The sequence below is a fragment of the Sulfurimonas iocasae genome, assembly GCF_047716755.1.
Lineage (GTDB): Bacteria > Campylobacterota > Campylobacteria > Campylobacterales > Sulfurimonadaceae > Sulfurimonas.
The window spans coordinates 1596472-1607315 of record NZ_CP180409.1; the positions used below are offsets into that span (position 1 = coordinate 1596472).

The following is a 10844-nucleotide window of genomic DNA, read 5'->3' on the forward strand; positions in this document are numbered from 1 at the left end:
ATTCCTACTCAAAATATTCTAATAATGCTTCTTTGTCTATTTTTTTAGACTTAACATCTATGATATCATGATCTTTAAAGAACTTTAAAATTCTAGAAAGAGTCTCTGGTGATACACTCAGTATCTCTGCTATTAGAATATTTTTAGTAGTGAAAAAATTATCGGTATGGTTATAGATATACTTAGCAACTCTCTCTCTTGAGTCTAAAACTAAATTTGTAGATATGATAGTCTCAAGGTTTTTTATCTTTTTTATCAACGAAGTCTGTATGATAAATGAAAGCTCAGGATTGGAATAGATAATCCCTTTTAATTTTTCAAAATCTATCTTTATAATCTCAACATCTGTATATGCTTTAGCTGTTGCAGGATAAGGTATTTGCTCAAAATTGGCAACCTCTCCTATAAGTTCATTCTCGTGAAAATATTTTAAAACTATCTCTTTGTGATTTGATGAAGTTTTATATAGTTTAATGATTCCAGATGCTAAAAGATATAGGTATTTGGAGTCATCTCCCTCATAAAAAACGATATTATCTTTTGAAATGGTATGTTCTGTAGTAAATTTTTCTATTTTATTTAATGTATTTTCATCCAAATCTTTGAACATATCTATATCATTTAATTTTATTTTCATTGATTTATCTTTGTAACTCTATTTATAACTTCATCATAAGATATAATCTCTTCACCTTTTTTGATGGTGTCTTTTGATTTATGTGCAGAAAAACCGTACGCCATCGGTGTAACATTATTTGTATCATAAAATGCAGTTCTTGCATCTATAAACTCTCCAGAGTTTACATCTGTTACCCATATTATCGCTTTGTTCTTCCACTCAATTTTTTCTTCTTCAAGCCAAAGAGCCATACAACCAATGTCATCAAACATATATGTTTTTGACGTATCTGGATTTCTAATTTGAACTGTATTTTTTCTATCACTTACAACCATAACACATCTACTACACATATCTCTATCCCAGTGAACTTCCGCCACACCTTTTTCAGCTTTTTTTTCACAAGCTAAAAACATTACTCCAATAACAAGAAGTAACAAAACTTTTAGATACTTAACCATCAAAGCCAAACCCCATTTTTTATAAAATATATCATCACAAATGAACTCAGTAATATAACATAAAGAGTGTTAAATATCAGAGACTTTTTGTAACTTTTATCTCTATCTTCTTTATTATACTCTATGAATCCAACTACAAGACCATAAAAGGTTCCCATAAATAGGAGGGCATAGATAAGGTATCCTACAAAGTAGTAATCACTCTGTAAAAAACAAAATGGACAATGATGAGATGGAAGTTCATATATATATGTTCCAAAAAAAATAATTAAAGTCACTAAAGATATGATTACAAAAAAAGCGTTACTTATAGCGAATAAATATCTATTTTTAATCATGTAAAAAAAGATTATTAATAAAAAAGTTCCATAAAACAAAGACAATAAAAGAGTAGTATCAAGAGCAAAAATATTTGATATTGCAGAAGTTGAAGAACTAGAATATAGAGTTCCACAACAACTCACCATCTTATTTATCTCAATTGAACCAAACATTATTCCTTCTACAATTAACTCAGTCATAAAAAGAAAGAACGCTATAACAAATAAACCAAACTTCTGTTTTGTATATCGTTGATTTTCATGTTTCATATCTTCATTATGAAGAACAATCCAATATGCAAAGATATATAAGTTTATGATTTTTAGTATAATAAGAGGTATACCGTACTCTGTCGCATCTACAACCCCTGCCCCACACATAGCCCCAGTAAGCACATTTGATATTTTGTCAAGCGTAAATACAAAAAACAAAAATAACGGTACTTTTATAATGAAGATATATTTGATAATCGTAGCACCGAGATAACTCTGTTTTTCTAACTTATACTGTTCTTTACTCACGGAGTCTAAGTTCCATCCCATATAGATTTTAACACTCAGCACAAAAGCAATAATACCAAAAAATGCGAAGAGCGTATTTAGTATAAAGATGGCTAAAACTTCTGGCGTAAGTATCAAACTATAGCTCCATTATGCATCTCTATTTCTCTATCTACAAAGTCAAGGTCAAAAAAGAGCGGGTCATGCGTAGCGATTACTATAGTTTTATTAAGAGTCTTTAGCTCACGAAGCATCTCTATAAAGTGAAGTGATAGTTTTTCATCAAGATTTGCAGTTGGTTCGTCTGCTATGATTATTTTAGGATTATTAACATTTGCTCTAGCAATTGCAACACGCTGTTGTTCTCCGCCAGATAGGTTTTTAATAATAGAATCCGCTTTATGCTCTATCTTAAACATCTTCATAACTCTTTGTAGCTTCTCATTTGCCACATTTGCATCTGGATTTAAAGGAACAAGAGGAAGCAAAATATTCTCTTTTACACTAAGACTAGTTATAAGGTTATACTTCTGAAATATAAAACCTATGTTATCTCGTCTATACTCAGATGCAAAGTTATCAGGAAGCTTTGATATGTGTTTAGCATCTACTATAACTTCACCGCTTGTAGGTTTAGAAAGTGCCGCGATGAGTGAGAGAACACTACTCTTTCCACTTCCACTAGCACCTTTTAAAACTACAAGTTCACCCTCTTTTATATTTAGGTTTATATTTTCAAGTGCAGTTACGACATTATTTTTGTTTATCTCGTATTTTTTTGTTATGTTTTTTAATTCTATCATCTATTGACTGCTTTTTTTTAAAAGTTTCTTCATTTCTTTATCAAAATCAGATTCTATTTTTTGTATTTTATTAAATTCATCGTACTCGCTGAAAGCTTTTTCTTCGGCTTGAGTTCTTGAAATTCTACCACTATTTTCAAGAATTTCATATTCATTAAATTCAAGAAATTTGTTTACAGAGTCTGCAATTTTATCCATTGTTAGCTTCATATGCATTTCTATCATTCTCTCTATATAGTCAAAATATCCACCCACCGCTCGTTCAAGTTTTTTTATATCATCTTCACTTAAGTAGTTTTTAGCAATAACTGTGTCTGACTTTAAAACTCTGCCATCTGGAGAATTTTTAAAAGTTTGAAGTCCCATAAAAGGTTTTAGTTTATCTGCATTTTCATAAATAATCTCTGCTGATGTTTGTCCGCTTATGGCAAAGTGAAATTTATTTTGCACAGTTGCATAAAAGTTTTTTGTTATCTGTGTATTTTTATCATAATCTACACTACACTCAGCAAATATATCTGTAATCTGCTGATATATTCTTCTTTCACTAGCACGAATAGAACGGACTCTCTCAAGCAGTTCTTTAAAGTAATCCTTACCAAAATAGCGACCATTTTTAAGTCTCTCATCATCCATTGTAAAGCCCTTGATGATATACTCTTTCAGTATTTTAGTAACCCAAATTCTAAACTGTGTAGCTTTCGTGGAATTTACACGATAACCTACTGAGAGAATAGCATCTAAGTTATAAAAGTTTATTTCCCTTTTAACTTCTCTTTTACCTTCCATTTGAACTCTTGGGAATTTCCCAATAGTTGCTTCTTCTTCTAGTTCATGACTTTTATAAATATTTTTAAGATGCTCATTAATTGTAGTAACATCTACTCCAAAAAGTTCAGCTATCTTTTTTTGAGGTAACCAAACAGTTTCATTATGCATATATATTTCAATTTTTACATCGCTGTTTGGGGTGGTATATAGTAAGAATTCTGTATTTAAATTTTGCATTATTTAAAATTTTCCAAAAGAGTCACAACTTGACTTTGTACTTCATTGCTAAGTTCTAAAACATTTTTTACACTTCTTGTTCTATTGTAAAATTTCAACCACCAAGATTTTTTAGGATATGTTTGTAATTCATTCTTACTTTGTTCAATTATTTCTATGGACTCTTTCAAACTAGAATTTTCTTCTAGTTTTTCAATTCTTTTTTGTAGTTCTTCTAACCTATTAGTTAATTCTTCTTTTTCAATTCTTGTAAACTTCTCTGTATCATCTTTAAATTTTTCATTTAACTTTATCTCAAAATCTTCAATATCAGTTATATCATCTATACTAAAGTCAATATTATTTTTCAAATCTTCATTCAAATATAAAAGCCATGAACCGATGCCATAAATACATTGGTCAATACTATCATGATTATTTATTTCTCTATTTTTAATTCCACCTGGCTTCTCAATAGTTTGTAAAACTTTTTCTCTTTCTACTTTTTGATTTGATAAGGGTTGAATGTATAATGCTCCAAATGCACTATAAGTTTCTTTTTTTATTAGGTTTTCTTCAATATTAAAAGAATAGCTTGAACTTCCTCTAAATTGTATGCTTGCTAAAATATTTCCATCTTCAGGAAATTCAAATTTAAAGTCATCTATAGAGAACAGTGTAGATTCATCAATCTTATTTTTTATACTCTGTATTTTTGTATTTCTAATTATTGGCATCTAAACTCCTTAAACTGTTTTATTAGCATTAACTATAAAATACTATCTTATTTTAAAACAAAAGCAAAAAAAACATTACAATTTGTCATATTTATCTTATAACCTCGTCAGCATCTAAAGTAGCTGTCTTCCATGATGGGATAATAGTCGCTGCTATATAGATAGGAACACTCAAGAAAAAGACTAAAAAAAGTGTTTGAATATCAAAGATAAAAGGAAGTTCAAACGATGTTTTTAGTTGTGAATAACCTGTAAATATATTTTGTAAAAGTGGTGCTTGAAAAATATAAACAAATCCAAAAGCTAAAATCACACCTACCATGTATGCTATAAAAGAGATGATAAAACCCTCATAAAACTTCTCTTTAAGAACATCATCAATTCTCCAACCGATAGCTTTAAGTATGCCTATCTCTCTCTTTTCTTCGCTGGAAAGTCCACTTGCTTTATCGTAGATGATTATGAAAAATGTAAACAGTGAGATTATAAAAAGTGCTAAAAATATCCCGCTCTTATAGTCAAAGATATTTTGATAAGATATTTTCAAATCATTTTTAGTGATTATCCTGCTATCTGGAAACATCAGTTTTATCTTAGATGCTATGGTCGCTACTTCATCAAGATTAGAGACTTTTACAACTATATCAGTTGCTTTTGTTTCTTCTATGTCAAATATCTCTCTGACATTATCTTTTGACATGACTATCATGTCGTTAGATTCTAGCTGAGTATCACCGTCAAAAACTCCTACTACATCTACTTTTTTTAGAGTTCCATCTGGTTTTATGAAGTTAAAGTATTCTTTATAGTAGTTGTCGTGCATAGTTTTTTCAACTCCGTTTCCAACAACCATAAAACTATTTGTACTATCTCCTAGCTCTCCATTTTTAACTACTCTAGAGAGTGATTCTTTATACTGAGCTTCAAATTTATCAACTCCTACTATAGAGAAATTTACTCCAGCATTTTCAAAGTAGTAGTAACCCCACACACGAGCGACAACATCTACAACTCCAGTAATTTCCAATATCTCATCTTGCATCTGTACATCTATGTCGTAATGTCTTCCTCCTTTAATCTTTTGAACAACTATCTCAGGAAGAGCATCTACAGTAGACATCAGCTCATACTTAATGGAGTTGGTTATAAAAAAGATACTCGTTAAAAGAAAAATAAGAAGTGTTAAAATAGTTGTAATGAAAAAGCTTTTATACTTCTGTCTAAGTATTGCATTTATAGCGTACTCTATAAGGTAAAAATTAATTTTACTGCGCATTTGCGTGTCCATTTATAATATGAGAGTGTGAATAGGCATAAGTAGATGGAAAGTACTCTCTAAGACTTCCATCATCTTTGTATATTGAGAACATATCACTCATGCTTCTATGTCTAATAAAAGTAGCTTCAGTTGAAATTGCCAAATCAGGAAGACCGCTAAGAGCTACAAACTCTTTTCTTTTAGTTTGCGACTCTTGACTAAGAGTTTTTGTAGCACTTAGATAGATACTCTCTAAAACTAAAATAGCCATAATAAAAAAAAGTATTAATAACAAACGAGGAGTTTTTGGAGTGTAGAGATACTTATTCATCTAGTTTATTCACTTCATCTGCTTTAATCGATTCAAACTTCAAGACTTTAACACCCTTGTGATCCAGACTAAATGTCTTGGCATCTGATAGCTTTTCAAAAGGAATAAGTTCATCTCCCATCGGTCCGTAAACATCACTTCCTATAACAAAATAAGACTCTCTAGCTTCTATGGCTTTTTGAGAGTAGTAATCTGTCACTAAGATTTTTGAGATGCCACCTTTGTGTTCAAAGTAGTACTTCATCAGATCTTTCACGCCGTCAAATGAGTAGTGCATATCTTTGTAGAATATCTGTGCGGCCCATTTTGGATACTTATAAACAAACATTCCACATATAGGGCACTTCTCATCTTTAGTAACATGTATCTTGCCCTTAATATCACCCAAGTCACCAAATCTTTTTACTTCCCAAAGGTAAAGAGCCAGAGCTTGAAGCTGTTTCTCTTTTAGAGGTTTACATAGTTTACTCTTTTGTATGTCAGCTTTTAGCTCATTTATCTCTATGTAGTTTGTAGCATCTATATCTTGTTTACATTTTTTATCAAAAATCTTTTTACCCATAGGATATATTTTTTTAACTTTTTTCTTCTTTATAGCCTCAGTGTCAGAGAGAAGAGACTCTTTTGCAGATTTCATAGCTTCTTCAAATGAGACTACTTTGCCTTTATATTTTTTTGCAAATTTATCTGCATCTGACTTTAAAGCAAAGGCTAGTTTACTTTTTTTGCTCATAGTTCCTTTTACATAAGAGCCTAAAACATAGTAAGCACTAGAAGCATCTATGAGTTTTTCACTAGATGCATCAATGACCTTTATGCTAGAACTCTCTATACCATACTCTTCTTTGTCTATGACTAAACACCTCATAGAACAGTATTGTCTTGTGGTTTTGTTCTGAAGTTGTGAAGTATGATTTGTCTTGTAAAACATTTTTAGGTTCATCCCACAGACTGGACACCAATGTTTTTCATGTCCTTTTTGGACTAATACAGGTTCTTTGGAAGCAATTTTTGAAAAGTTTTTTGCATTTAAATTTAATGAAGAGAAAATTAATAAAGTGATTAATATAAATATCTTTAATGTTGTCATAAAAATCCTTAATTACAGAAGTATTATTTTATCTGAAATTATTTATGATAACTTGAAAAGCATCGAGACCATAGCTAGTATAGCCTCGATAAGTGTAGTTATAGCCTATCTTCTGCCTAAGTAGATGCCGACAGCTTGAAGTTTTTTGCCATTCATATCTCCACAGATCTTACTTGTCTTTACAAATGCTTTAGCCTCAGCAGTTGAGTTGAACTTAAGATCTGTTTTTTTACACATCTTGTTGTACATCATCTCTCCTTTTTTAGCCATCATCGCTTGTTTTTGGGCAATCATTTTCATCTCTTTTTCTAAGCTTTTTGAAGCAATAGCGTAAGTATTTTCAAAATTAAGTACTTTTCCGCCAAATTTTTCAGAGAAAGCTTTAGCATCTTCTTTTTTAGCAAAAGCGTACTTGCTTGTCATACTCATAGTGCCTTTTTTACTACTACCTACTACATAAGTAGCAGTAGACGCATCTATAAACTTAAGAGTTGTAACATCAACAACTTTAATATCTTTAAGAGAATTTTTGTTTTTTATGTTTGTCTCTGCTAAACAATGGAGTGAACAATATTGTTCAGTGTGATCACCATGAGTCGCAGCGTGATTTGTTTTATAAAACATTGGAAGTGTCATTCCACAAGCTGGACAATACATCTTCGCATCTCCAGATTGAACAATTGTAGCTTTTTTCATATCAACACTTTGAAACATCTTCATCTGATTGTTTCCTTGAGAATTACCCTTATTCTCACCCATCGCACCAAACATTAACGTACTTAGTACTAAAATACCAGCAATAATCTTTTTCATTCTATCTCCAGTTCTTATAATTTACATAATTATAAGAAATAACTGTTAAAAAAGTGTTAAGTCTTATGAAATACGAAGAAGCATTAGTCTTCTCACAAAAAGAATAACCAGTCCTATAGCTAGTATTTTGAAGTCAAGTTCACTTGCCATATGTATATTTGCAAATGTATCGCTTTGTGTAGCTTCTAATCCTATAGCTTGCATAGCTAAAATTTTTGGGGAGTAAACAGCACTAAACATAAGAGAAGAAAAAACTATAGTTACAGAACTTGCAAAAGCGATGGCATCTCTTTGACCCATCTTATACATTACTGCTTCATAAATTAATACTACAGATGCTACGACATATAACCAGTAGCTAAATCTGTGAAATACTTCACCCATAATTATTCCGGAGTTATAGTGGTCTAAAGAGATATCAACTAAAATCTTGTCTGAGTTAAAAATAACAGGTGCTACCACTGCACCTAAAACTATTACAGCACCAAACGAAGCTGCAAGCATTATCAAATAGGCAAAATCTATATAAATTTTTTTACTCAAAGCAATTACCGCCTTTATATTTTTAGTGTAAAACCACGATCAAAATTACTAAAATCTTTATAAAAATTCAAACTGTCAAAATCTGTGTCTTTTAAATATATTTGTATTTTATCCTTTTGGTCATAACCCATCTCACATGTAAAAAAGTTAATATTACGCTTTAAGGCTTCATCAAGAAGATTTTGAATAATTTCATCCCCCACACTTCCGCCAAACAGGGCATTTTGAGGCTCATAAGAGAGGTTTGATTCTAAAACAACTTCATCTGCTATGTATGGAGGATTTGAGATAAGATAATCAATACTCTCACTTATTGGCTCTAAGAGTGAACCAAGTCGCAGTTCAATCCTATCTTGCATTGAAAATTTCTCTATATTTACCTGTGCAACTTTTAGTGCATCTGGCGATATATCAACGGCTATAAACTTAGCATTTTTAAAGTGCTGTGCAAGAACTATGGAGATGATTCCGCTTCCAACTCCAACCTCTACAAAGGTCATGTTGGCATCTAAATCTGGAGTATTTTTTAAAACTTCATCTATAAGAAGTTCTGTTTCAGGACGAGGGATAAGAGCGCCAGGTGATATATAGAACTCTTGGCTGTAAAAACTCACTCTATTTGTAATGTATTCCAAAGGCTCATTTTTAGCTCTTCGCTCTACCCATTCATACAATGAATCTACATTTGCAACTTCACTGCTTTGATTAGTAATAAGCCAAAGTTCATCAACTTGCAAGTGCATCATAACAAGAAGTTGAGCTTCTCTAGAGGCTCGCTCTATAAAAGGATTTAAAGCAGAGGTAATATCTGCTAAGACATTTTTAACTATATGTTGGCTTCGCATTTGCCCTCTAAAGCCCTTTTATCCACATTTCCCACATCAACACCAAGTTCTTTTAACCTCTCTAGTACTGGAGGGTGAGTGTAGTGAAAAAAGATATAGATAGGATGAGAAAGAGGAAAACTTTTATTCTCAGTTACGAGCTTTTTAAGTGCATTTGCTAGCTCTATTTCTCCGCCTTTTCCTGCTAATTCACTTCCCATTCTATCTGCCGCATACTCATTGTGGCGACTGACAATTCCCATGATTGGCATCATAATAAATCCTAAAACCGGCATAAACAGCATAAGAAGAATCATAACTAAGTATGGTTCTTGGCTTATTCCCAATTCTAAATAAAGAGAGTCTGGCAGATTTCCAAAAATTCCAAACATTGCTAAGAGCATTACACCAACTAAAGCTATGTTTTTATAGATATCACCATGAGCAAAGTGTCCCAGTTCATGTCCTAAAACTGCTAAAAGTTCTTTTGTACTAAGCTTTTCTATGAGTGTGTCATAAAGCACAACTCTCTTGGCTTTTCCAAATCCGCCAAAATAAGCATTTAGTCTAGCATCTCTCTTAGATGCATCACTTACAAAGACACCAGAACTTACAAAACCGGTCTTTTGCATAAGAGTTTTTATCTCAGAATCTAGAGCTTCATCTTGTAGCGGAGTAAGTTTGTCAAAAAACATTGCACGAAAAGCAGGATAGAGCATATTTATTAGTACTACTACACCAAAGATAAATACAAAACTCCATAACCACCAAAGAGCAAAGTTAGTGATAATAGCGTAAATCCCCCACACGACTAAAGAGCCAAGCACAAGTGTCATAACAAAAGAGATAAGAGTATCTTTTACCCACTGAGCCATAGTAGATTTGTTAAAGCCAAACTTCTCATCTAGTACAAATTTTTCATAGTATGAAAAAGGCAGTGAAAGAACTGAGTTGATTACAACAAAGCCCATAACAATAGCAATATTCATAAACGCTTCATTATCAAAAATCATATTGTTTGAAAGATATGAAATACCAAATCCAATCCAGGCTATAAACATAAGATAATCTATAAATGAACTTACTATAGACATCTTCTCCTTTGCAACGGCATAATTACCCGCTTTTAGGAAGTCTGCATCTGAGAGTAAGATGGCTTCTTTTCTTTTAGCTATATTTACATAACCGATTTGCATTACACTTGTGTAAATAGAGATTAGAACGAACAGAGTATAGATAGTGACAATTGTCATTAACATTTGATGACCTTAATTTTTTTTGGTATTGTATCGAAACTTCTTATCTCATTGGTACAGTTTTGTATGTTTTATCTTGAGATGTAGGCTCATCCCCTTCATAATAGCTTGAAGCAATAGTATAAATAACACCCATAATCAGACTTGCTACTACAACAGCCCAAATAACTTTCTTTTTTTCACCTTTTAATGTATCGTAATCTTCAATACTTTCTAAAGTAGGTTCACTCATCTTACTATCCTTCTATTTATTTTTAATATAATAGCTAGTTATTTTTATATAAATTATATATTTATTAAT

The 10844-nt window shown here is 31.5% G+C and carries 14 protein-coding genes; all 14 read right to left on the bottom strand.

Annotated elements, in window-relative coordinates:
• Window positions 1-4: 4 nt before the first annotated feature.
• The 14 genes from ACLHDE_RS08060 to ACLHDE_RS08125 all read right to left on the bottom strand — a co-directional run bounded on the left by ACLHDE_RS08060 (window position 5) and on the right by ACLHDE_RS08125 (window position 10775).
• The gene (locus ACLHDE_RS08060) at window positions 5-637 is read right to left on the bottom strand and encodes a Crp/Fnr family transcriptional regulator (RefSeq protein ID WP_415395911.1); all 633 of its coding nucleotides are present in this window, start codon (window positions 635-637) and stop codon (window positions 5-7) included.
• A complete protein-coding gene (locus ACLHDE_RS08065; protein WP_415398529.1) occupies window positions 634-1080 on the bottom strand; it encodes a hypothetical protein in 447 nt (148 codons plus the stop codon). The genes ACLHDE_RS08060 and ACLHDE_RS08065 overlap by 4 nt, the downstream gene beginning before the upstream one ends.
• On the bottom strand, window positions 1080-2039 hold the full coding sequence (locus ACLHDE_RS08070) for a hypothetical protein (protein ID WP_415395912.1): 960 nt from the start codon (window positions 2037-2039) through the stop codon (window positions 1080-1082). Before ACLHDE_RS08070 ends, ACLHDE_RS08065 begins: the two co-directional genes overlap by 1 nt.
• Entirely contained in the window at window positions 2036-2704 is a 669-nt protein-coding gene (locus ACLHDE_RS08075; protein ID WP_415395913.1) for an ABC transporter ATP-binding protein, read from the bottom strand. The genes ACLHDE_RS08070 and ACLHDE_RS08075 overlap by 4 nt, the downstream gene beginning before the upstream one ends.
• Window positions 2705-3712: a virulence RhuM family protein gene (locus ACLHDE_RS08080; RefSeq protein ID WP_415395914.1), complete on the bottom strand. Its 1008-nt coding sequence runs from the start codon at window positions 3710-3712 to the stop codon at window positions 2705-2707.
• Window positions 3712-4428, bottom strand: a complete 717-nt coding sequence (locus ACLHDE_RS08085; protein WP_415395915.1) for a hypothetical protein — start codon at window positions 4426-4428, stop codon at window positions 3712-3714. Before ACLHDE_RS08085 ends, ACLHDE_RS08080 begins: the two co-directional genes overlap by 1 nt.
• A gap of 91 nt (window positions 4429-4519) precedes the next feature.
• The gene (locus ACLHDE_RS08090; protein WP_415395916.1) at window positions 4520-5704 is read right to left on the bottom strand and encodes an ABC transporter permease; all 1185 of its coding nucleotides are present in this window, start codon (window positions 5702-5704) and stop codon (window positions 4520-4522) included.
• Window positions 5694-6017 carry a hypothetical protein gene (locus ACLHDE_RS08095; protein ID WP_415395917.1) on the bottom strand — a complete coding sequence of 108 codons (324 nt, stop codon included), beginning with the start codon at window positions 6015-6017 and terminating at the stop codon, window positions 5694-5696. Before ACLHDE_RS08095 ends, ACLHDE_RS08090 begins: the two co-directional genes overlap by 11 nt.
• Window positions 6010-7107 (bottom strand): nitrous oxide reductase accessory protein NosL, encoded by a 1098-nt coding sequence (locus ACLHDE_RS08100; RefSeq protein WP_415395918.1) that lies wholly within the window; start codon window positions 7105-7107, stop codon window positions 6010-6012. Before ACLHDE_RS08100 ends, ACLHDE_RS08095 begins: the two co-directional genes overlap by 8 nt.
• 105 nt (window positions 7108-7212) lie before the next feature.
• Window positions 7213-7920: a nitrous oxide reductase accessory protein NosL gene (locus tag ACLHDE_RS08105; protein ID WP_415395919.1), complete on the bottom strand. Its 708-nt coding sequence runs from the start codon at window positions 7918-7920 to the stop codon at window positions 7213-7215.
• Window positions 7921-7983: 63 nt separating this feature from the next.
• Window positions 7984-8463 carry a DUF4149 domain-containing protein gene (locus ACLHDE_RS08110; RefSeq protein WP_415395920.1) on the bottom strand — a complete coding sequence of 160 codons (480 nt, stop codon included), beginning with the start codon at window positions 8461-8463 and terminating at the stop codon, window positions 7984-7986.
• A 14-nt stretch (window positions 8464-8477) separates the two neighbouring features.
• Complete coding sequence (gene prmC, locus ACLHDE_RS08115; protein ID WP_415395921.1) at window positions 8478-9308, bottom strand: peptide chain release factor N(5)-glutamine methyltransferase; 831 nt, start codon at window positions 9306-9308, stop codon at window positions 8478-8480.
• On the bottom strand, window positions 9290-10546 hold the full coding sequence (locus ACLHDE_RS08120) for a M48 family metallopeptidase (protein ID WP_415395922.1): 1257 nt from the start codon (window positions 10544-10546) through the stop codon (window positions 9290-9292). The genes prmC and ACLHDE_RS08120 overlap by 19 nt, the downstream gene beginning before the upstream one ends.
• Before the next feature lie 40 nt (window positions 10547-10586).
• The gene (locus ACLHDE_RS08125; RefSeq protein ID WP_415395923.1) at window positions 10587-10775 is read right to left on the bottom strand and encodes a hypothetical protein; all 189 of its coding nucleotides are present in this window, start codon (window positions 10773-10775) and stop codon (window positions 10587-10589) included.
• Window positions 10776-10844: the final 69 nt, after the last annotated feature.